The sequence below is a fragment of the Candidatus Eisenbacteria bacterium genome (assembly GCA_026388185.1).
GTDB lineage: Bacteria > Eisenbacteria > RBG-16-71-46 > JAFGJU01 > JAFGJU01 > JAPLKG01.
Genome location: JAPLKG010000004.1, coordinates 28,506 through 49,187, shown reverse-complemented (window position 1 = coordinate 49,187; position 20,682 = coordinate 28,506). Strand labels below are relative to the sequence as shown.

Annotated in this window: 16 protein-coding genes; all 16 read right to left on the bottom strand. The window is 55.9% G+C overall.

Features of this window, described 5'->3' with window-relative positions; translation table 11 throughout:
* Positions 1 to 122: 122 nt before the first annotated feature.
* Complete coding sequence (locus NTX17_01695; GenBank protein ID MCX5800094.1) at positions 123 to 3,155, bottom strand: hypothetical protein; 3,033 nt, start codon at positions 3,153 to 3,155, stop codon at positions 123 to 125.
* A gap of 330 nt (positions 3,156 to 3,485) precedes the next feature.
* The gene (locus NTX17_01690) at positions 3,486 to 4,478 is read right to left on the bottom strand and encodes a polysaccharide deacetylase family protein (GenBank protein MCX5800093.1); all 993 of its coding nucleotides are present in this window, start codon (positions 4,476 to 4,478) and stop codon (positions 3,486 to 3,488) included.
* A 2-nt stretch (positions 4,479 to 4,480) separates the two neighbouring features.
* Positions 4,481 to 5,437: a GNAT family N-acetyltransferase gene (locus NTX17_01685; GenBank protein MCX5800092.1), complete on the bottom strand. Its 957-nt coding sequence runs from the start codon at positions 5,435 to 5,437 to the stop codon at positions 4,481 to 4,483.
* Between the two features lie 123 nt (positions 5,438 to 5,560).
* Positions 5,561 to 5,737: a hypothetical protein gene (locus NTX17_01680; GenBank protein ID MCX5800091.1), complete on the bottom strand. Its 177-nt coding sequence runs from the start codon at positions 5,735 to 5,737 to the stop codon at positions 5,561 to 5,563.
* Positions 5,738 to 5,850: 113 nt separating this feature from the next.
* Positions 5,851 to 6,945: a flavodoxin-dependent (E)-4-hydroxy-3-methylbut-2-enyl-diphosphate synthase gene (gene ispG, locus NTX17_01675; protein MCX5800090.1), complete on the bottom strand. Its 1,095-nt coding sequence runs from the start codon at positions 6,943 to 6,945 to the stop codon at positions 5,851 to 5,853.
* A 66-nt stretch (positions 6,946 to 7,011) separates the two neighbouring features.
* Complete coding sequence (selB, locus tag NTX17_01670; GenBank protein ID MCX5800089.1) at positions 7,012 to 8,928, bottom strand: selenocysteine-specific translation elongation factor; 1,917 nt, start codon at positions 8,926 to 8,928, stop codon at positions 7,012 to 7,014.
* Positions 8,929 to 8,972: 44 nt separating this feature from the next.
* Complete coding sequence (gene murA, locus NTX17_01665; protein MCX5800088.1) at positions 8,973 to 10,226, bottom strand: UDP-N-acetylglucosamine 1-carboxyvinyltransferase; 1,254 nt, start codon at positions 10,224 to 10,226, stop codon at positions 8,973 to 8,975.
* 107 nt (positions 10,227 to 10,333) lie between these two features.
* Positions 10,334 to 11,191 (bottom strand): peptide chain release factor N(5)-glutamine methyltransferase, encoded by an 858-nt coding sequence (prmC, locus tag NTX17_01660; GenBank protein ID MCX5800087.1) that lies wholly within the window; start codon positions 11,189 to 11,191, stop codon positions 10,334 to 10,336.
* Between the two features lie 91 nt (positions 11,192 to 11,282).
* Positions 11,283 to 12,344, bottom strand: a complete 1,062-nt coding sequence (prfA, locus tag NTX17_01655; protein ID MCX5800086.1) for a peptide chain release factor 1 — start codon at positions 12,342 to 12,344, stop codon at positions 11,283 to 11,285.
* A 5-nt stretch (positions 12,345 to 12,349) separates the two neighbouring features.
* The gene (locus tag NTX17_01650; GenBank protein MCX5800085.1) at positions 12,350 to 13,261 is read right to left on the bottom strand and encodes a DUF1385 domain-containing protein; all 912 of its coding nucleotides are present in this window, start codon (positions 13,259 to 13,261) and stop codon (positions 12,350 to 12,352) included.
* A gap of 118 nt (positions 13,262 to 13,379) precedes the next feature.
* The gene (gene rpmE / locus NTX17_01645; protein MCX5800084.1) at positions 13,380 to 13,610 is read right to left on the bottom strand and encodes a 50S ribosomal protein L31; all 231 of its coding nucleotides are present in this window, start codon (positions 13,608 to 13,610) and stop codon (positions 13,380 to 13,382) included.
* A gap of 73 nt (positions 13,611 to 13,683) precedes the next feature.
* Positions 13,684 to 14,931: a transcription termination factor Rho gene (rho, locus tag NTX17_01640; GenBank protein MCX5800083.1), complete on the bottom strand. Its 1,248-nt coding sequence runs from the start codon at positions 14,929 to 14,931 to the stop codon at positions 13,684 to 13,686.
* A 372-nt stretch (positions 14,932 to 15,303) separates the two neighbouring features.
* Positions 15,304 to 16,287: a ketol-acid reductoisomerase gene (gene ilvC, locus NTX17_01635; protein ID MCX5800082.1), complete on the bottom strand. Its 984-nt coding sequence runs from the start codon at positions 16,285 to 16,287 to the stop codon at positions 15,304 to 15,306.
* 1 nt (position 16,288) lies between these two features.
* On the bottom strand, positions 16,289 to 17,650 hold the full coding sequence (locus NTX17_01630; GenBank protein MCX5800081.1) for a tetratricopeptide repeat protein: 1,362 nt from the start codon (positions 17,648 to 17,650) through the stop codon (positions 16,289 to 16,291).
* A 114-nt stretch (positions 17,651 to 17,764) separates the two neighbouring features.
* Complete coding sequence (locus NTX17_01625) at positions 17,765 to 18,424, bottom strand: HD domain-containing protein (GenBank protein MCX5800080.1); 660 nt, start codon at positions 18,422 to 18,424, stop codon at positions 17,765 to 17,767.
* A gap of 125 nt (positions 18,425 to 18,549) precedes the next feature.
* Positions 18,550 to 20,673 (bottom strand): primosomal protein N', encoded by a 2,124-nt coding sequence (gene priA, locus NTX17_01620; GenBank protein ID MCX5800079.1) that lies wholly within the window; start codon positions 20,671 to 20,673, stop codon positions 18,550 to 18,552.
* Positions 20,674 to 20,682 lie beyond the last annotated feature (9 nt).

Below are 20,682 nucleotides of genomic sequence, written 5' to 3'. Positions count from 1 at the left end.
TCCTTCTCTATTACATAATGCTCTCGGAGTTGCTCGGGTGTTCTTTTCTCGTCTCGCGGCACCTTCACAGGCATGGTTTATTCATTGGAACCGACCCGCAGTCGGGATCGACGCAGAAACCTTTACTTCACCAGCACGAGCTTCTTGGTCACCGCCCGTCCGCTCTGACTCAGTTCAACGAGATAAACGCCCGACGAGACCGACAGCCCTTCGGAGTTCTTCCCATCCCAGTAGTGACCGGACGCACCGGCAGAAAGGCCGTCCAGAGGCAGCGTGCGTACTAGTCTGCCCGAGCAGTTGAAAATTCTCAAGGTTGCTTTACCCGCGACGGGAACTTGGGCTTTCAAGAATACACTCGGTCCGGATGGGTTACAGAAACTGACAGCGAGTGGAACCGGGCTTGCATTCTGTCCGCCTTCAACACCTTCCGGCTGTTCGATCATGAATGCCACGTTGCCATCGCGGGCCAGACTCCACCGCGAGTAGTGTCCTTCGGAATCAATCGCCATCACTCTCCAATAGTAAGACCCAGGGGAGAGACTCTGCCACTCGGCCCCGCGATGATAGGTGCCGGTCGACTCGGACTGGCCCACTGCAAAGCCGAAGGTCCCTTGCGGGTCGAGTCCGCTCACGTAATCCACAACCATGCCAGTGTCGTAGTCATAGTCGGGAGCCTGCGATATCTGGATTCGATACTTCACCAACTCGAGAGAGTCAGGTTCGTAAATCCGAAAAGTGAACGACTCGCCGATCTGCTGGATGAGTTCGCCCGAGACAAGATCCGGCGGCCCCAGGAAATCTGGCGGCTCGAGAGGCAAAACCGAAAGCGCCTCCCTCACGTCGGCTAGTGTGACATATACTACGGCGCCCTTGTCGGCGGCGTAGAGGAAGCTATCAACATGAGCGAAGTACTGCTCGATCATCGCCCCCTCGGCCCCGGTGGCTGACGTGGCGTGACTGAGGAGCACTCCGACGCGCACGGAGGCAAGAGGGGCGCCGGAATAATTCGCGTTAAAGTACGGTCTTCGGTCCACTGTGCCGCTAGTTACGCCGAGATTGTTCGGTGTCTCCAAGAGCACAAGATTAGCGTCTTCCGGCTGGCAGCTTGACGTGTTCTTGTCTTCCGGGCAGGGATGGTACGGCTGGGACGTGACGCCAAGGCTCCATAAATTGGGAAGGCTGCCCGTCGTACTGGAAATACACCCGGAGGCATCTATGAGGAACTCCCGCTCGCAGAGCGCCTGCAGATTCTCTTCGTCGGCAAACCAGCCGCCGGCTCTGAAAGACGAAGGCGTACCAAGACCCTTTGCCTGAAACAGCGACACAGCCAAGTCAAGAAGAGCAAGGCTTTGCTCGTAATCGTAGGCGGCGAAAGGAACGTCGTACCCGTCAGAATGATTAGCCCAGTGAGGAGACATGATCGGTGTGATGCCCACGGCTTCCACGTAGTCGGCGTACATGTGCAGGTGGAGGCCGATCTCGTCTCCCCTGGTCTGCGCCCTCTGCAAGACCCACTGCGTCATCTGAGCCCTCTGCCACTCAGCCAGATATGGATACACATAGATGCGCGGATTGAAAAACTGACACACAGGCATCTCGTGCTCGTCCGCCAGCGCAGCCAGGCTGTCCAGATAGGGAAACGTGGGCACGTATCCCCCTTCCCAGTCAATCGTCCAGACGTGGTAGAAGGGATAGGAGATACGAAAAACGGCCGGGTCCGAGCTGGATTGTTGGGTCGCGTCGCCTATTGTGACCACCAGATGAAAAGTCCCCGTCTCCAGACCCGAAATGTCTGCCTGGCCTTCCCAGCTCGTTGGACCGGTGCGTGAGAGTGCGCCGCTCAGGTCTGCTTCGAGAATTTCGTAGCTTCCCTGCGCCTCTGTCATTCCTTCACCTTCGGGGAAGCTGACACTGAAACTGACGTATTGATCGGTGGGTGTGTGAAGATCGCCCTTCAGGCGCCATTTCTTGTTCAAGGAGACTATCGGTCTTGCCAAGCCCTCCTCTTCCGCGGCGGCCAAAACGCTTGGCTCGTCGGTCACGTATTTCCTCACCTTGAAGTCGTCGAAGTGCATCTTCCGGCTGGCAGACCCCACGGCAAAGATGGTGCCCGAAGTTAAAGTCGCGTCCTCCACATAACAGCCGTAGCTGACGCCATCGAAGTACAGATTGAGTTTTGTCCCGTCCAGCGTGAATCTAAGAGTGTGCCAATTGTTGCTCATACCCGACCGTGTCGTACCCGTAACCAAAGCGGTGGGTGACGACCAACTTGAGTACCGGAACATCTTGCTGTAAGTGGCATAGCTCCAAGCGGTGTAGTTGGCTCCAGTCAACGTATCAAGACGGGCGCCGAAGGGCCAATACCCGCCATTCTCCCCACTCTTAGTTCTCATCTTCACTTCGACCAGGACGTTGTCGTAGTTTTTGTTCAGCACGTAAGCGTAGTCGTAAAGCCCGGAGACACAATCGCTACTGAGGACTTTGCCCGTTGTCCCGTCAGCTTGCGCATCGTTCTCGATGTTCCAGGTCCCTGACTGAACCTTCCAAGCCTGTTCGTCTCCGTTTCCTATCACGTCGGTGGTTCCGGGCACCGAGGTGTCGTATTGTCTTGTGTCATAGTCTGAGAAATTGTCAAAGAACTCGTAGACGTTTTTCCTGTCCGCTGGCGGCGCACCTGCATCTCTGTTCCCGTAGTAGAGAAAATAGCCGTCATCCGTGCCACTTCCCACAATGTCGGCCTGGATCCTGAACCAGATTTGAGCATTGGTTCCTGCCGTGTTCCAGCCTAGCTCATTGACTCGGTCCAGCTCCGTATGAGTTGAGCCATTCCAATAGACTATTCTGACATCGTTACCATTGGCCAAGGACTTGCCTGCTTCGACCAGCGAGAAATGATCCAAAGACAAAGAAACCGAATAGCCGGCCGGCAGGACAGAGGTACTATTGTTGGAAATAGTCAGCTGCTGTCGGTACCCATACGAGTAGTTCCACCAGGTCGCGCTATCTGCCCTGACCTCCCTTGGCTGAGAGGCGACAAGGATGAGCAGGAGGAGGGAAATCCAGGACAAGACAAGAGGGGAAACGAGAGGAGAGAGAAGTCTCGCCAGCCGCGAGAACACAGGCGTACGCCTGCCACGCGCGCTTGAAAGACGCATCATGAACCTCCGGAGACCTGCCACCGTCAACGTCGCCTTACGCTGTTGTTACCCAGGCAGAGTAACAAAAATCGTCTTCGCATCAGAATGCGGTCAAGAAAAGTATACAGAATCACCCGTCGTGGGCGACCTTCTGGTTTTTCCGCCGGCGTCGTGAGTGAACTAATTAATAATACTATCCGCCGTCAACACGTACCGACCCCAAACCAACATAATGATATCACGTCTTTGGCCAAGAAGCAACACCAAATCAGGATGGAATTGTGTACGGTATTGTGGGGAAATCGGGGGCTTGAGCAGAAACAAGCTGGGTGTATCCTCATCTAACTATCATTCACTGTGAGAGGACGAGCCGTGTCTGGGCAGCAGGAGATGTCTTCTGATTTCAGTCCTCTCCCGTTCCTCGGTCCGACCAAGTCTCACAAGACTCCGGACTCCTTCCCAGATCGGCACAAGCAAGATCTTGGGCACTATCGCGGGGTTCTCGCCGCTGCCTGATATTGCGAACGCTGCTCGGGGTAGGGACATCGGATTGCTCTTCTTGCCAAAGAATTCCGTGTTGTACGCGAAGGTAAGCTTGATATCATTGCGTCCGAGAATAGCAATTTCTCTCTCTCCATAGTCCAGCTTCGAACCATTGGGGTAAGAGAAGTACCTGGTGCGCGAGGAGGTCATTCGAGAGAGTCCTTCGAGGGATTCGCGTATCTCCTTCTCCGCGGTTTCCTCGCTTTCGTTGCTCAATATGGCGTGGTTCATCGTGTGGCCGCCGACTGCAAACACGCCCGAATCAATCATCTCATGCAGTTCGGCCACGCTGATGTTGAACCGTTCCTTAATCCTAATGTCATGCCTTGCCTTGAGAGAGTCGATCGTGCTCGCTATATCAGCGAGCTTCATGCACTTCAGTATCGAAAGAACACGGTACTTCTGAATATCCGCGAGACTGCACCCTATCGAGTCACATATCGCCTCCTTGACTTCCGCATCTCCTATGATGGATCTGATTATCCTTAGTTCCTGAAACCAGTAGTTTCGACCCTCGGTAACGACCCTCGGTGAGACAAACACTGTCGCAGGGATGTTCATGTCCTTGAGTACTGGCAACGCATTCTCGTAGACAGTGCGCTTGCCGTCGTCAAAGGTGACGTGACACGAGTTGCCAAGGATCCCTCCACCGTAGTAATACAACTCGATGTCCTCAGCAGATACGAAGTTGTAGAACTGCCTGACGCGGCGAAGAGTGTCGGCAAACCAGTCCTTTGAAGGCACTGCGTGGAAGAGAAGTATCAGGTTGGTTGAGGCAAATAGACTCAGTGGATGCAAGTTCAGAACTCCTCGAAGTCACCTTCTATGAGCTCTAGATGCCATTGCGACTTCCTCAGCTTCTCCGCGAGACTTCGGTCAGGAGAGTGAAATACAAAATCGCTACGCTTCACTATGCCCCACAGTGACCGGCGCAAGTACTCCGTGACGCTTCTGCTGTTGGTATAATAGCGAAGGTACGAGTAGCCTTCTTTCATGCCCCAGATTGCGAGTGTTGAAATGAGAAGTCTTGTGTCGCGCCCGCTGCAGCCGGAGGGCACACACAGGAGGTCGATGTACTTGTGGCCACGCTTCTCGCACAGTTTCACCGCCATAGCAAGGTCACCGACGTTGAAGATCTTGTACCTGGAGGCCTCTGGCGATTCTATCAACCGCCATCTCAGATATTCTTCATCGTGAACCGACTGCAGAAGCCCGTTCGGGACGGGGGAATTCGTCACCAAGCGTGCCACGGAAGCGAGTGTTGGGTTCACAGGGCTTAAGCCCTTGACGGAGGAAGCGTACGGGCGATAGAGCAATCTTAAGAACTGTTTGCTCGGAGCATTAAGCATTCCGCGCAGCGCAGGGGAAATGGAACCGATGAATCTCGGATGGTCGAACGGCCTCAAGAGATAGAAATGCAGATATGAATCTCGCGATTCACTCCATTGTGTTTTCCAATATATGCCTATTGCTTTCTTGTTCGGCCACCCTACGTGCAAGGTCGGGATCTCCATCCGTTTCCTAAGGAGGCGAATCGCGAGGCCCTGTCCTCGCATTTCCGGTAACACAGCTAAATCACCGCCCCGGATCACAACGCGAAGCTGTCCATCAAAGGAAAGACGGAAAGGCACAAGCGCGAGGTGCGCCACTATCCGACCGTTCTGCAAGGCGACTATAGGCCCAGCCCAATCGCGAAATCCGGGCCGACTGAGCCACTTCCAGACGCGCGCAAGAGCACGACCTCGTTCGCCGTACATCCTGTCGTAGAAGTCGAGCAACAGCTTCTCGTCTAGGGAATGCGCTGAGACTAACGAAAGACCTGAGACATCGAAGTTTGTGTCCTGCAAAAAGCACCCCCGCAAAGAATACCATACGATCGTCTATAAATCCAGACTCGCCGGTTCGTAGTACTCCCTGGAATACCTGCAGCAGGAGCACTTCGTCGGTGTCCACGCCTGCGGTCGTGTGCGCACGCACAAGTCGGCTTGCCACAGCGCCCTGATCTTCACCAAACTACCCTGAATCATCAGACCCAACTCTCTTCCCAGGGTACCCATGAGCTGCTTCCTATTTCTACTTTGCTGTTCCACAATCCAGATGATAACAGAAACCAAGAGATGCAACGCCTAAAATGATGAGTTCGGCAACAGGCTGACTATTGACGCTAGTGTCATTGATTCCAACCCCTTGTCCCGCCAGGCGTTTCCTCCTCTACAAAAAGCCTCACGAGCGCAATGAGGGCCTCGACGACCCCCTTCTCTTTGACCTTGCCCACGATCACTCCCCTCCTGAAAAGAAGCCCCTCACCCTTTCCCCCTGCCACACCCACGTCGGCGTCCCTCGCTTCGCCGGGTCCGTTGACGGCACACCCCATCACGGCAATCCTGACCGGATGCTTGAGACCCTTCACTTTTCTCTCAACCGCCGCCGCGATTTTCTGTATGTCTATCTCGCATCTACCGCAAGTTGGACAGCATATCACCGTTGGGCCCGCCGCCCGCAACCCAAGGCCTTTCAACACGTGAAAGGCGACTTCGACCTCCCTACCGGGATTCGCCGCGAGTGACACTCTCACGGCATCGCCGATACCTTCCGAAAGAAGAATCGCGATCCCCGCCGCGGAGACGACGGAACCTCTAAGCATTGTGCCGGATTCCGTGATACCGATGTGAAGAGGGTAATCGACACGAGATGCCAGTTCCCTGTTAGCCAGTATCGTGGTGGCAACGTCGGCCGATTTGACCGACACAATGATGCTTCTGAAACCAACGTCCTCCAAGATGCCGATGTGCTCCACGGCGCTCTCTACCATGGCCTCGTGGACGGCGTCACCACCGGGGCGGGCGATGAGCCTCCTCGGAAGTGAGCCGGCATTCACGCCAATCCTGATGGAGACTCTCTTGGAAGCGGCGGAACGGACCACTTCTTCGATTCGTTTTCGATTCGTGATATTGCCCGGATTCAATCTTATTCCCGCCACGCCTTCCTCAAGCGAAATGAGCGCCAGCCTGTGATCAAAATGAATATCTGCGACTATTGGTATTCTCGAGCGCGACACTATCTTCCCCAGACTGCTCGCGGCTCTCCGGTCGGGCACCGCCACCCTCACGAGCTCGCAACCTGCCCGCTCAAGCGCGCGAATCTGTCTTACCGTTGCGGCAACGTCGCGCGTGTCCGTCTTTGTCATTGATTCAACAACAATGGGGGCGCCCCCACCAACGATGACGTTGCCGACTCTCACGGGCAACGATTTTCTGCGCTCCAGGAGTGGTTTCCCGCCGCGGAGCGGCCTCCCACCACGGTGCGTTGACCCTTCTTTCTTCACGACCATCTACCCTCGACCCGTCGCTCTAGCATCCGCGGCGACCCTCACGTCTCCCTGTCTCCTCGTTATGCCCTTCCTGTCAAAATGTTCGAGAATCGGGACCGCGAACTTCCTCGTCACGCCTATCAAATCCTTGAAGTCGGCGACCTGGAGTTTTTCGTTCTTCGAGAGGAATTCTCTGACGCGCTTTTCCGCTTCCGTCAGCGCCGCCGAATGGAAAAACAGCTCCGCCGTCACCTTGACGACCTTCCCCTCCTCGACGAGAATCTGCAGGAGATCGCCGGCCTCACGCTGCCTCTCGGGAGGCGCGAGTTCCTTCACGGAAGGTACGTTGAAGCCGGCTTGCGCGAGCCTCTGTTCGATCTGGTTCTTGAGCCGAGTCTCTTCCTCGGAAAGACTGAAGCCGGGGGAGTCCATTCTGAATTTGTCTTCCTTGACGAAGAGCTTCCTCTCTGCCACCAGGCCATCAAGAACGCTCGAAAAAACGTCGCCGGAGATTCTTCCGAATCTGTTCCTGAGCTCTCCCTTCGTCATTCCCCACCTGGACCTATGTTGTTCTTGATATTCCCTGAGGCAGCCGGCGACCTCATCCATGAGCGCGTGGAGAGAATCACGATGCAGAAAGACGTTTCCGGCCGCGTGCAGTCTCCCTTCTTCGCTCAGCATCCGCAGGGCTTCGTCCACTCGCGAAGCCTCGACGCCGGCCAGGCGTGGAAGTGCAGAAATGTCCACTCCCTTCTCTGCCGAAACCCTGACCGCGTGCTCCACTCTTTCCAGAGGAGAACCGCGCTCGATGAGCGTGAGGGTATCGACCGCGCCCGTGTCGCCACTCTTGTGCTTCGAACTGTGAGAGACAAGGACATTGCCTCCGCCGATGGTGATCTGTGGAGAGTAGGAACGAATCACAAATCGGTCGCTTTCCGCCGTCAGAACTGGAGATTCGAGTCTCAACTGCGCAAACGAACTCTCTCCGGATCTCAGCTCTTCCCTATCGAGAAAATAGATTCTGCCGATGACTTCGCTCGCCCCCAGATGAAACCTGAGTCTGCTCTTGGTCCTGAGGGGCCTGGGAGCATCTTTGAGAAACTCGAATCTCACGTCAACCATAGACGTGGGACTCGCGGCCCCCGGTGTCACAAGCCAGTCTCCGCGTACCAGCTCTTCACGAGAGATCGGATGCAGGGCGAGCGCCACTCTCTGACCCGCGAGCACGTCTGGTACGTCTCTTCCAAAAACCTGAACGTTTCTGACTCTGACCTTCTTGTCCCGGGGAATTACTTCCAGATTGTCTCCGACCTTGATTCGACCGCTCCAGAGCGTGCCGGTGACCACCGTCCCGAACCCCTCGACGGTGAAGACCCTATCAATCGGCAGCCGAACAAAGTCGGCAGTCGAAACTTCCGGGACCTTGCCGGCAGCCGCATCGAGAGCCTTCACAATCTGCTCTTTTCCCTCTCCCGAGGTGGAAGAGACGGAAACAATGGGTGCATTTTCGAGCACCGTGCCTGCGACAAGCGACGCCACGTCCGCACGAACCATCTCCACCCAGGCGGCGTCGACGAGGTCAATCTTGGTGAGGGCAACTACGCCGCCGTGGACGCGAAGTATATTGACTATGTTGAGATGCTCTAGAGTCTGCGGCATCACGCCTTCGTCCGCAGCCACGATGAATAGAACGATGTCGATGCCGCCGGCTCCGGCCAGCATGTTTCGCACGAAACGTTCATGCCCCGGCACGTCCACTATCCCGGCCTCTATGCCGGAGGGAAGGGAAAGATGCGCAAAACCGAGGTCGATTGAAATGCCTCTTTCTTTCTCTTCTTTCAATCGGTCCGTATCAATACCGGTGAGCAGCCTCACGAGGGCCGTTTTCCCGTGATCGATGTGACCTGCAGTCCCTATGACTACGCTTTTTCTGGACATCAAGTGTTACCAGGCGGAGGCGCACGATCGGCCGTCGGCCCCCGTCATTCCTCCTCGCGCCAGATCTTGGCACCCAGGCTGGAAAGCTTCTTTTCGACTGCCTCGTAGCCTCTGTCGATATGGTAGATCCTGGAGATTTCCGTTCTTCCTTCCGCCACGAGCCCCGTAAGCACGAGCGCGGCGCTGGCCCTCAGGTCAGTGGCCATGACCTGTGCGGCGCTCAATTTGCGCATTCCCTTCACGGTGGCCACGTTTCCTTCGACCTCTATAACGGCGCTCATTCTCCTCAACTCGGGCACGTGAGTGAAGCGATCCTTGTAGATGCTGTCGACAAAGACGCTGGTCCCCCGAGCCACGCACATGAGCGCCATCATCTGAGCCTGCATGTCGGTAGGGAATCCAGGGTAAGGCGCCGTCGTTACCGACAGGCACTCGGGCCTTCTGCTTGCGGACACGACTAGCTCCGAATCCTCGTGCATGACAGCGGCGCCGCATTCGGTCAACTTGGAAATCACAGACGCACAGTGAGCGGGATTGCAGTTTTCGATGCGCACGGTACCTTTCGTGATCGCCGCCGCAACCATGTAGGTCCCCGCCTCAATCCTGTCGGGAATAATCGCCGCCTGGGCGGGCCTCAGGGATTTGACTCCCTCGATTTCGACTATCTTGGTCCCCGCCCCCGAAATCTCCGCACCCATCTTGCTGAGAAAAAGACCCAGGGCCTCTATCTCGGGCTCACACGCCGCGTTGTGAAGGACCGTTTTGCCCTTGGCGAGGCACGCCGCCATCATGGCGTTGCCGGTCGCGCCCACGCTGGAAATCTCGAAGTGAATCTCTTTTCCTTTCAATTGCTTCGCTTCAGCCACGATGTAGCCGTGCTCTATGCTTATGCGCGCGCCAAGCTCTTGCATCGCCTTTATGTGAAGATCCACGGGTCTCGGGCCCCACGCGCATCCGCCCGGCAACGAGACTCGGGCTCTCTTGAAACGCGCAAGCAACGGGCCGAGAACGTAGATGGAGGCGCGCATCGTCTTCACGAGTTCGTACGGCGCGTCGTACGAATCGCATCCGCTGGAGTCGATCGCGAGCCTCTTGTCCTTGAGAGACACCTTACTCCCGAGTGTTTCCAGCATTTCTTTCATCGTCGTCACGTCTTTGAGCGAGGGAACGTTAGTGAGGACGCTTGTTCCAGAAGCCAGAAGGGTGGCGGCCATGATGGGCAGAGTGGCGTTCTTCGATCCTGCTATTTCGACCTTTCCTCTGAGTCTGTTGCCTCCCTCGACGACTATTTTCTGCATTTCAATTTCTCCGCGGATTGAGAACGAAATCCTAACGGGGCATTCAGGCTGTCATAGGCTCACGATGTTAGCACAACGCTTGTGGGGCCGCAATTGCGGGCTTCGACCTACACCCTTCGTGCGACAAGCACCCTATCGATTCCCGCCAGATCCCTGACTGTTCGCACGTTTGCGAGACCCACTGAAGTGGCGATTTCTCTTGCAGCTTCCGCTTGGCCCGCCCCCATCTCGAGTAATACCCAACGTCCCGGCTTCAGCAAAGTCGCGGCCCACCCGAGGATTGCGCGGACAAACAAGAGCCCGTCCGGTCCCCCGTCGAGTGCCTCGATCGGTTCGTGCTTACTGATCTCCGGGGCGAGGGAGGGAATCTGAGAACTCGGTACGTAGGGAGGGTTTGACACTATGAGGTCCGCGGTACCCGGAGTAAATTCCGGCCCGATTACGGAAGAGAAATCCCCGAGGCGAAGAGAGACCCTGTCGGCCACACCGTGCTTGACGGCGTTGGTCCCGGCAACCTCGATTGCCCTGGCCGAAACGTCGAGGGCATGAACTTGCGCCGTCGGACTGCCGACCGCAAGAGCGATCGCGATCACTCCGCTCCCAGTGCCCACGTCCAAAACGACGGGTGAAACAAGTCCGGACAGGAGCGCCCCGGCCTCGACTACGAGAAGCTCCGTCTCGGGCCGCGGAATAAAGACACCGGGCCTCACCGAAAACTCAAGGCCGAGGAACTCGATTTTCCCGGTTATGTATTGCAGAGGAAAACGCGCGGCTCTGAGCTCGACGAGTTCGTTCGCTTTTGTGACCTCGGCGTTTGTGAGCAGAGCGTTCGCCTCAAGAAAAAGTCTCTTCCTCTCGATACCAAGCGCCGTCGCAAGGAGAAGCTCTGCTTCCAATCGGGGGCTGTCGACGCCGGCTTGCCGAAGGATCTGCGCTGCGGTGGATAGGAATTCGGATATTCGCAAGCTTCGTTGGCCTCGAAGGTGATCTTAGAGACGCGCAGTCGCGGAAGATGGATTCCAGCGCTTGCTCTGCGAGACTACCTTGGGTCTTGCGCTACGCCGCCGGCTGGAGTTTGTCCCTCGCCGCCCTGAGGGCTTCCATGAGCTCATCCAGGTGGCCTTCCAACATGTCGGCCAACCTGTAGAGAGTCAGACCTATCCTGTGGTCGGTCACCCGTCCCTGAGGGAAATTGTAAGTCCGTATCTTGGCACTTCGATCTCCGGAAGAGACCTGAGCTCGCCTGGATTTCGCGATTTCCAGTTCCTGTTCCTGCTGTTTCATCGCAAGGAGTCTTGCTCTCAAGACTTTCAGCGCTTTGGCTTTGTTCTTGAGTTGAGATCTCTCGTCCTGGCACTGAACGACAAGGCCTGTCGGTAGGTGTCGTATCCTCACGGCCGAATCGGCCGTATTCACGCTCTGTCCGCCGGGCCCGGAGGAACGAAAGACGTCGGTCTCGAGATCCTTCGGGTCTATTTCCACTTCTACCTCCTTGGCTTCAGGCAATATGGCCACGGTAACCGCAGAGGTATGGATACGCCCGCTCGCCTCGGTGGCGGGCACGCGCTGGACCCTGTGAACGCCGCTCTCGTATTTTAGGTGGCTGAAGGCTCCCTTGCCTTCCACGAGGAATATGATCTCCTTGAGACCGCCCACGCCGGTAGGGCTCGTGTCCATTATCTCAATCTTCCAACCCTTTGACTCGGCGTATTTCATGTACATTCTGGAGAGGTCTGCGGCAAAAAGGGCCGCTTCTTCTCCTCCCGTACCGGCTCTTATCTCAACAATCACGTTGCGTTCGTCGTTGGGATCCTTCGGCACAAGAAGTTCTCTGAGCTCCCTGTCGAGAGCTTCGAGCCTCGCCCGAAGCTCTTCCACTTCTCCCCTTGCTATCGCGACCAGCTCTTGGTCCTTCGAGCTCTCTATGATTTGCTTGTCGTCCGCGATGCTCTGCGCCAGCGCGCTGTACTCGTTCCATTTTTGCACAATCGGCTCCAGTCCACCCCGTTCCTTCGCCACCTCTCTGAGCCGATTGGAATCGGAAAGCACGGCAGGGTCGGCAAGCTTATGCGTGAGCTCATCGAACCTGGCTTTTATGTTTTGAATGTCTTCAAAGATGGCCATCAGAGAACCTCTCGAAGCGCCCTGAGAGCTACTTCGATTTGCTCTGGTGCAGGCTCTCTGGTAGTCATTTTCTGCAGCCACAATCCCGGCTTGATCAGCACGGAAGCCACTGGATTATCTGCGTACTTCCCGGAAAGCTTGGTGAACTCAAAGGCCACGCCCGCTATGACGGGCACGAAAAGAAAGCGCACGGCTCGCTCGCCCCAGCTCTCCGGCTTGCCAAGCGCGATGAACACGACAAGACTTACGACCACAACGACGAGAAGAAAGCTGGTCCCACACCTGGGGTGGAGAGTACTGTGCTTCATCGCGTTCTCCACGGTCAGTTCCTCTCCGGCCTCGAAGGTGTATATGGACTTGTGCTCTGCTCCATGATATTGATAGAGCTTTCTCATTTCCCCCCAGAGCCCGACGAGCGCGATGTAAAGGACGAACACCACCAGCCTCACTGCACCGTCGACGAGATTGAACCAAAAACCGCTCTTCACACCCAATCTTTCGGCGATGAAAAGGGGCAGGTAGAAAAAGAGGAGAAAGCCTAGCCCGAGGGAGATGATGACCGTCACGACTATACCGGCGTTCGTCATCACGCTTGCCCTTTTTTCGTTCGCCGGCTTCTTTTCTGCGGCCCCCCCCTTGCCGTCGCTCCCTTCCTTGTCCACGACGCCCTCATCTCTACCGGCCGCCTTCCTGCCACCCGTCCCCTCTTCTCGCATGGCCTCCTCGGCCGAGTACGTGAGCGCACTTATCCCGAGGGACAAGGTTTCGATCAGGACGACGGCTCCCCTGATCACAGGAAATCCCAGTAGCTTTCTTCTCTTGGAAATGGAAACAAAGCCTGTCTTTCTGACTGCTATTTCCCCGTCGGGTCGGCGCACCGCCGTTGCCACGACAGTCGGCGAGCGCATCATCACGCCCTCTATGACTGCCTGGCCACCAACGGCTGTTTTCTCACGAGCTAAAGCTGGCAGGAAAGGGCACGGCAGGGATAACGGAATGGACTTTTTTTCAGGCCGGCGAGCTCTCGGACTAACTAGCCTTGCTGCTCTCCCCTGACTTGGCACCTCGGGCATATTTCTTCCTGAATCTCTCAACCCTGCCGGCAGTGTCAACAAGCTTCTGCTTGCCCGTAAAGAATGGGTGGCAGTTTGAGCAGATTTCTATGCGGATGTCCTTTACCGTTGAGCGGGTTTCTATGACGTTCCCGCAAACGCAGACGATCTTCGTGTCATGATACGGTGGGTGAATTCCCTTTTTCATTCAGCGTCTCCCTAGTGAAACTCTCTCTTCCGCGGTCTCAATAGGCCGCGCGCAAGAACCATCTATCTTGAAGCTAAGTGTTCATGGATTCAAGGAATTTCTTGTTGGTTTTTGTCTGGCCCATCTTGTCCACGAGGAATTCCATCGCTTCAACGGAGTTAAGCTCGTTGAGGAACTTCCTCAATATCCAGATCTTGTTCAGTTCCTCCGGTGACAGCAGCAACTCTTCGTGCCTCGTCCCGGACTTGTTGATATCCAGGGCGGGGAATATTCTCTTGTCGCTCAGACGCCTGTCGAGCACGAGTTCCATGTTGCCCGTGCCCTTGAATTCTTCGAAGATGACCTCGTCCATGCGGCTTCCCGTTTCGACCAGGGCCGTGGCGACAATTGTGAGGCTCCCTCCGTCTTCTATGTTGCGCGCGGCGCCGAAAAATCTCTTGGGTTTTTGCAGAGCGTTTGCATCGACTCCACCGGACAAGATCTTTCCGCTGTGAGGAACCACGGTGTTGTGCGCCCTGGCCAGTCTGGTTATGCTGTCCAGAAGAACGACGACGTCTCTCTTGTGTTCGACGAGACGCTTCGCCTTCTCGAGAACCATCTCCGCAACTTGAACGTGACGTTCCGCCGGTTCGTCAAACGTCGAACTGACGACCTCTCCGTTCACCGAACGTTCCATGTCGGTGACTTCCTCGGGCCGCTCGTCTATCAACAGGACGATGAGAATAATCTCGGGATGATTCTCGGTAACGCTGTTGGCGATTTTTTGAAGAAGGATGGTCTTCCCGGCTCTGGGCGGGGAAACGATTAGACCTCTCTGCCCTTTGCCTATCGGCGCCAAGAGGTCCATTATCCTGGTTGAAATGTCCCGGCTCTTGTTCTCAAGCCGGATTTTCTCCTGAGGATAAAGAGGGGTCAGGTTGTCAAAGAGAATCTTCTCCTTTGCAACTTCGGGGCTCTCGAAATTCACCGCCTCTACGCGCAGCAACGCAAAGTACCTCTCCCCATCCTTGGGAGGTCTGACCTGACCGGAGACGGTGTCACCCGTCCTCAAGTCAAACCTCTTTATCTGTGAGGGTGAGACATAAATGTCATCCGGTCCAGGCAGGTAGTTGTAGTCTGGCGACCTAAGGAAGCCGTATCCTTCTGACAGAATCTCAAGCACGCCTTCGGCAAAAATCAAGCCGTTCTTCTGGGTCTGAGCCTCCAGAATCTTGAACATGAGTTCCTGCTTGCGCATTCCGCTGGCGCCAGCGATGTTTAGCTCCTGTGCTGCTTGGACCAGCTCAGGAACCGTTTTGCCCTTCATTTCCGCGATGCCCATACGTCATACTCCTCACTTTCGGACCGCACAAGACAAGATGGAAAAAGTAATTGGTGTCACATACTGATGGGTCTAAGAAACCTTCTGGTGAAGAAAATAATGAGTTATCTCGAAGGGGTTCATTGCACTAAGAGTAAGCCATGAGGATCTTGGAACTGGGACACAGCCCCCACCACAAATTAAGCACAAATGATGCCACTCACGAGAGACAGTAACGAGGCCGACAGGCAAGAAAAACTCCGGACAGGTTTATTGCCAGATCGTCGCCGACTATATTAAGGCGAAAACATGGACTTGTCAAGATACTATTTTTGGCCACGGCGCATGCCTTGCCTGAGCATGTTCGCTCGCGAACATGCCGCACTGTCGGCTTCAGAGTCTCGTAAACTTTCTGAGATTGCGACCCACCTCGTGCATCTTGAGAGATTTCCATCCCTCGATCAACTTCAGAATTCCGGGATTGTCTCTCGTTCCTTCTCTCATCCATTCCCTGACAAACTGTCCCGATTGAATCTCGCGCAGCAACTCCCCCATTGCCTGCTTTGCCTCTTCCCCTATGACGCGCTTTCCTCGGGTCAGCATACCGTAGAGTGCGGGGCTGCTTATGCTGTCAGGGAGACCTTCCAGCCCCACAAGGCTCATCAAGTCCGCCGAAGCCTTAAGCTGGTTGATGCACTCCAGGTATGCCACTTCAGGCTGATAACCGGCGTGCACCAGGGTGTCAAATGCGCGAAGCAACAGGAAGCTCAACCCACCGCAGAGAACCGCCTGCTCGCCAAAAAGATCCACCTCGGTTTCTTCCTTGAAGGTCGTCTCGATCATCCCCGGTCTTGCACAACCCGCCAAGGATGCATAAGCGAGGGCAATCTTGAGAGCTTCTCCGCTGCGGTCCTGGTGTACAGCGACGTAGCTGGGGAGACCCTTGTTTTCTTGGTAAAGGCGCCTGAGGAGATTTCCTGCTCCCAAAGGCGCAACCATGATTACGTCTATGTTCTTCGTGGGTTCGAAAAGCCCGAAGTGAACGCTGAGCCCGTGGGCCAGACACAGGGCGGCGCCTTCCTTCATGTGCGGCGCTATGCGCTCTTTAAAAGACGGTCCGTGCACCTCATCCGGGATGAGGAGGGAGACCACATCCGCGTCCCTGACGGCCTCTTCGATAGTCGCTACATCGACACTCTCGCTTCTTGCTTTCGCGCGAGAAGCGCTCCCTTCTCTCAGCCCCACTCTCACCGTCTGCCCGCTGTCACGAAGATTCAGCGTCTGAGCGCGCCCCTGGCTGCCGTAACCGACAACCGCGACCGTCTTGCCCTCGAGCAGGGATCTATCGCAGTCAGCGTCTAGGTAGAACTTGGCCACGTCACTTCTCTACAATGGGAAAGAAAGTGAACTCGCTCTTGGGAGGAATCCTGCCGTTCACAAAATACATGGCCTTCCCCTGTGACCAATAGAACCAGGTTTCCACCAGGCTGCCCGACTCCTCGTAAACATAAACCTCTTGGGGAACACCTCTCTCCTGAATGACTTTCGCGACCTCTGAGGTGTCGCCATACCTCGCCTTCAAACCATCCGGAGAAAGCCAGCTGTCCAAATCGCTCGTGCGCTTTCCCCTGTTGGGATCAAGGGCTTTCGAGAAGACAATCTCGGTCACCGCCATTTCCTTCTCTCCGGTCCTGGCGTAGGCGCCCCCCAGTATCTTGTGGACTTCGTGAGCCTTTGGGTCTCGCTCTTCAACGTTGCGCAACAACTGAATCGCCTCAGCCATTCTGTCAAGTCTGAATTCGACCATGCCCAGATTGGTCATGGCGTCGATGTCATCGGGTGACTTTCTCAGCACGTTCTCGTAGAAGCTCCCGGATTTCTCAAACAGGGCATTTGCGGTAGCCGCGCTCGTCTCTGCAGCAGCTTGCTGGAAATAGCAGTTCCCGAGCTGGAACATGACGTTGACGCTGTCACTTCCGAGTCCCAGGGCCTTCTCGTAGGACTTGATAGCCTCCGCGTAGTTCTCCTTCTTGAAGTTGTCGTTGCCGCGCTCTATGTAGACTGTCGCGAGGTTCTTCTTCACTTTTTCGTCTGTCGGTGCAAGGGCGGCGGCCTTCTCGAACATGGCACTGGCTTCATCGTGCCGGCCGAGTTGTGCATATGCCAGACCCAGATTCTTGTAAGCGATCGGATCGGCGGCGTTCAGTTGTATCACCTTCTCGTACAGCACGATGGCCTTCTCGTACGCAGCATGAGCGTCCTCGCGCCTGCCAATTTGACCGTAAGCGAAACCCAGATTCATGTAAGTGCCCGCATCGCTTGCGTCAAGATCTATCGCCTTTTCGAACTCCACCGCGGCCTCGTCGAACTTCTGTTCCTGTTGGGACAGCCTCAAGCCTTCATTGAAATGCAGAATCGCGTAGTGCTTCCTGTTGATGTCTGAGTCCTTCTTGCGCTTGGGCTCAACTTGAGCGGCTTCGTCGAAGTGCAGTCCGGCCTTCTTTGTCGAGTCGAGCTCGGCGTAGGCCCTTGCCAACTCGAGATGAGCAAGTCCGTTCTTCGGTTCTTCCTGCACCGCCAGTTCCAGCTCTCTTACGGCCTTCGGGTAAATCTTTTGACTCAGGTAAAGCCTGCCTCCCGAGAGATGAGGATTCTGCCCACACCCGCTCAGGATCAGAGTCCCGGTCGCCGCAAGAGAAAAGGCAATTACCGCCACGATGGATTTGAGAATCGCTTTCATCCTTCTCCTCCAAGATAGGGTTAAGGTCTATGTCAGGAGGCTTCGCAAACGCCTCGAAGCCTCTTCAACGCTGATGCCGCTCCAACAAGGAATCAAGAAGGCCGAGACCGGCGCCTACAACATCTTGTTGTCGTTAATGATGAGCTCGAAAGAGCAAGAGAGAAAATTGGCGGCTTTTCGAGACACCAACATACGGGAAAGGAAAATTTCGAAATACTCCATCACCTGGGAAATCGAGGTGTCAATCGTGACCTCGAGAGAAATCAGCTTCTTGTTTTCATGAACCCTCAAAAAAGAGTTCTTCGCGGCGTAATTCACCCTGTCGTGGATATCAAGTAGGATCGTTCCGGGGGCTCGCACCCGCGTCCGGTGGACGTCGCTCTTGTCTGCGAGGATGATCGCGGCACTTATGTCGCTGACCGATTCGCCCTGCTCCTCGTGGTGGTTGCCTATCGCCGCGATGATCTCCGCCACTTCGTCGATGGGCATGTCGAGTTCTCTCAGGACAGTAAACGCTATGACTGCACCTGATTGGGCGTGATATTGCCGATTGATGACGTTGCCGATGTCGTGCAGATAACCGGCGACGGAAGCGAGTTCTGCCACGCGCTCAGGCCGTCCCAGTCGCTTGAGAATGTTGGACGAGATATTGGCAACGAGGCCTGCATGCCGTTCGCCGTGCTCGGTGTAACCTATTACACCCAGTTGCTTGTCGGCCTTCTCGATCAAGGCCCTCACTGTGGGATATAGCCTGACTTGTTCAAGCGTAACCAATTTTCTTGACCACCTGACCCAGGGAAGCCACTCTCTAAAGCTCATCCGGCGGCGCCAGCCGCAAGGGTGATGCACGAAAAGAAATCGCTATAGCCTACACCCGGCCGGGCAGACTGTCAAGCGGACTAACTCCCCACCGGGTCCACGTCTACACTTATGGTAACTCCTGCTACCTCATGCTTTCCACCGAACTCCGACAGGATTTCCTTCGCCGCATCGACGACGTCATCCCGCGCTTGGCCCCTCATACTCATGTGCCAGCGGAAGCGTCCCTTGAGCCTGGCGGGAACTGCAGGAGACGGCCCCAAGACGTGAATCGCCTCCCCGGCCTTGTCGCAGACAGACGCGACGCGAGTGCTCATCTGCTTCACTACTTTCACGACTTGCGGCTCCTTGGGACCACTCACGTGGAAATCAATCAACGTGGAGAAGGGGGGGTAGCCAAGCTCTTCTCGCTCTTTCAACTCTTGTTCGTAGAAAAGGCCGGGCTCGTGCTGCGATATCGCCCGCACACTGTGATGGTCGGGGTTGAAAGTCTGGATGATGACCTCGCCGGATGTGTCTCCTACCAAAGACACAACGTCCGAGAGAAGCTGAAAGGCCCTTTCTCCCGACCTGAAATCGGGCAAGTTGAGCTGCGCCTCCGCGTGAATCACCCCCGCAAGAGAGATCTCGCCCAGATCCAGCCCCTTGGTCACCATCGTCGTTCCGATGAGAATGTCGAGCTCGCCTCCCGAGAAATTCCCGGCGATCCGAACTGCTTCGGCTCTGGTTCTTGCAGAGTCAAGATCGATCCTCGCCACTTTGGCGTCGGGGAAGAATCTCTTGAGTCTGGTCTGCACTTTTTCCACGCCTGCCCCGACGTATCGAAAGCGGGTGCCGCCGCATTTTCCGCAAGAGGACGGTGCTTCCATCTCGTGGGAGCAGTGGTGGCAAGCCATCTTCTTGGTGTCAGAGTGAAAGATGAGAGGAAGCTCGCAACGCGGACAGACTTCCAGGAATCCGCATTCCTGGCACTGCACCCACCTGTGGAACCCCCGCCGATTCAAGAAAAGCAGGACTCGCTTGCGGGCTTCGAGCGCTTTCTCCATTGCCGAAATGAGAGGCACGGAAAGCTCCTCCGATTGGGGAATCACGTTCTCCCTGTTCCTCATGTCAACGACGTTGATTCCTGGCTGGGTCGCCTTGAGAGGTGCACCGCCGAGAAGCTCAAACTCGCCTTGCCTGACGGCCCAGAAACTCTCAACGGAAGGCGTGGCGGAAGCCAGCAACAGAGGTATTCCGGCGAGGCGGCTTCTCATAATGGCCACGTCTCTCGCGTTGTAGCGCGGCGTTTCTTCCTGCTTGAACGGCTCAGCATGCTCGTCTTCAACAACAATAAGCCTGAGGTCTTGAGCGGGAAGAAAGACTGCCGAGCGTGTTCCGATTAGAACTCTCAGCATGCCGGAGCGAGTATTCTCCCAGATTGCCTTTCTCTCCGAGATTTTGAGCCTACTGTGGAAGAGCGCCACTTCGTCCCCGAAGCGCTCTTTCAAGAGCTCCACCAGGTCACCGGAGGCAGAGATCTCCGGTACCAGAAAGATCACACTTCCACCGGCCTGTCTGACCTGACTGACTAAGAAGGGATACATTCTCTCTCGAACTCGGTCTGGCAAAGTGAGGAGAAAGACGCGATGTGCTCCTCGTCCGGAGGCGTCGAGGAGTGGCTTAAAATATGTCGCCAAATCCGATTCCATATCGTGGTCGCGCGGGAAGTCTTTGGAGGAAACCGCGACCCTACGCCCGACTGTCGTCCCGCTGACTGTCCCCATCCTGCGCCCCACCTCGATCCCGCTGATCGCCCCGGCGACAGTCTCGTCGCCAGGCGCTCCTTCCCCTTTGGCCTGAGTACGCAAACCCTTGTCGGCGTGGGCGGGATACGCGGCGGCCAGAATCTCTCCCAACGGGCACAGATAGTAGTCCGCAACCTTTCCTGCAAGCTCGAGCGTGGTAGCGTCGATGGCGGGCTCCGGCCTTACGAGCGATTCGATCGGTCTCACGCTTTTGAGCTCACTGCGCGGTTCGGTGCCGACGACAAATCCGGAGAGCCTGCGCCTGCCGAGAAAGGCTGTGATGTGAGAACCCGGCACAACCTTGCCCCTAAGGTGCTCAGGCACGATGTAAGTGAAGGTGTCGAGAATTGGTATTGGAAAGGCTACTTGTACGTACTCGTTTTCTGCCACGGAGTCGAGTTTATCGTTGAGTCTCACCAAACACAA

Coding starts and splice junctions, on each gene's coding strand:
- NTX17_01695 (MCX5800094.1), bottom strand. CDS start 3,155: ATGCGTCTTTCAAGCGCGCGTGGCAGGCGTACGCCTGTGTTCTCGCGG.
- NTX17_01685 (MCX5800092.1), bottom strand. CDS start 5,437: ATGTACGGCGAACGAGGTCGTGCTCTTGCGCGCGTCTGGAAGTGGCTC.
- NTX17_01680 (MCX5800091.1), bottom strand. CDS start 5,737: ATGGGTACCCTGGGAAGAGAGTTGGGTCTGATGATTCAGGGTAGTTTG.
- selB (MCX5800089.1), bottom strand. CDS start 8,928: ATGTCCAGAAAAAGCGTAGTCATAGGGACTGCAGGTCACATCGATCAC.
- murA (MCX5800088.1), bottom strand. CDS start 10,226: ATGCAGAAAATAGTCGTCGAGGGAGGCAACAGACTCAGAGGAAAGGTC.
- NTX17_01650 (MCX5800085.1), bottom strand. CDS start 13,261: ATGATGCGCTCGCCGACTGTCGTGGCAACGGCGGTGCGCCGACCCGAC.
- rpmE (MCX5800084.1), bottom strand. CDS start 13,610: ATGAAAAAGGGAATTCACCCACCGTATCATGACACGAAGATCGTCTGC.
- rho (MCX5800083.1), bottom strand. CDS start 14,931: ATGGGCATCGCGGAAATGAAGGGCAAAACGGTTCCTGAGCTGGTCCAA.
- NTX17_01630 (MCX5800081.1), bottom strand. CDS start 17,650: ATGAAAGCGATTCTCAAATCCATCGTGGCGGTAATTGCCTTTTCTCTT.